The 1,573-nt window shown below is 50.8% G+C and carries 1 protein-coding gene; it reads left to right on the plus strand.

Annotation, left to right across the window (positions count from 1 at the left end; all coding sequences use genetic code 11):
- On the plus strand, nucleotides 1-1,268 hold a 1,268-nt coding region (locus R7Q38_RS23135; RefSeq protein WP_318114429.1), incomplete at its 5' end, for a diacylglycerol kinase family protein.
- Between the last annotated feature and the right edge of the window lie 305 nt (nucleotides 1,269-1,573).

Below are 1,573 nucleotides of genomic sequence, written 5' to 3' on the forward strand. Positions count from 1 at the left end.
CGGCGGAGTTCGCAGGTTTAGAAAGCGCCATGACTGACAAGCAATTCAACTACCTTTCTATTCCCGTGCTGGATCATAAAGCGCCGACCTTGGAGCGTTTACGTCATGCGATGAATTGGATTGATACCCAAATCGCCTGCGGGCGCTCTGTGGTTGTGCATTGCGCACTTGGGCGTGGCCGTTCGGTGTTTGTGGTGGCGGCTTATTTACTGAGTAAAGACCCATCGCTCTCGGTGGAATCGGTGATGCAGAAAATTAACCGCGTGCGCAGTACTGCAAGGCTCAATAATCTGCAGATCAAAACCCTGCGCGCGATCAGTGAGAAAGGCGTGCTAACACTCGATGAGCCGACCTGGATGGTGGTAAACCCTGTCGCGGGCGGTGGGAAATGGCTGCAATACGAACAACATGTGATTCGTGAGTTGACCAAAAAATATCGTCTCAGCATTCGCCAAACGGACGAAACCACCAGTGCAGAAAGCCTCGCACTGCAAGCTAAACAAAGTGGTGTGAATCAGGTGATTGTCTCTGGTGGCGATGGCACGGTGACTGAAGTGGCGAGCCAGTTGGTCGGCACTGACATCAAGCTCGGCATCATACCGTTGGGCACGGCGAATGCGCTTTGCCATGTGCTGTATGGCATCGGCGTGAAGTTAGCACCGGTGGAAAAAGCGTGTGAAGCCATTCTCGAAGGTCATTGCCAACGCATAGATACCGCAGAATGTAATCAGCGTTTGATTCTGTTGGTGCTGGGTATTGGCTTGGAACAGAAGATGATTGAACACGCGCATCGTGAAGAGAAAAATGCTTTTGGGCAACTGGCGTATTTAACGGGCTTTTTTAACGCTGTTATTTCCGAAGAGGTGCAAACTCTGCAAGTAACCCTCGAAGGGCAGGCGGCGAGTGAACAAGCATGGGAGAGTCAGGAGATGGACGTGCACAGCTTCGTCGTGGCAAACATCGCGCCCTTCAGTACCGTGTTAGCGCAAGGTGGCGGCGCGCCGCGGCCTGATGATGGGAAATTGCACATTACCTACCTTGATAACACTCAGTCGCTGGGTGGACGCCTAGTGGCGTTGTCGGATCTAACATTAACCAGCGTCGGTGCGCAGGATGAGTCGAATCTGTTTCAGTACGCGAGCGCGACAGGGGTAACGATTACTGCGGATAAGCCGATTGACTACGTCATCGACGGTGAGCTCTATTCTGACCGTCGTTTAGAGATCAAGATTCGTCCTCAGTCGCTTAATGTGTTTGTTCCCAGTTAACGCCGATGAAGACGACTGCGAATAGAGTCGAATACAAACTACAAACAACGACGCAAAAAACGTATCACTTGTGATGCGTTTTTTATATCGAACGTCGACTAATGGTGGATGCGAATAGATGCAGAAAGTAAGTAAAGTCTGCGTTGGTCGATGCGTAGAATAGACAAAGCAACAGATAGAAGGGCAAAAATAGAGAAGGCAAACGAAGGAAAAAGGTGAGCAGAGCTACTCACCTTGGGGTAAATGTTTTTCCAGCTCGTCGTTTTCGACTTGTAACGCCGCCACCCAGTACGAGATCAGCGCTG

It is taken from the genome of Vibrio sp. Vb0598 (assembly GCF_033338935.1).
Lineage (GTDB): Bacteria > Pseudomonadota > Gammaproteobacteria > Enterobacterales > Vibrionaceae > Vibrio > Vibrio alginolyticus.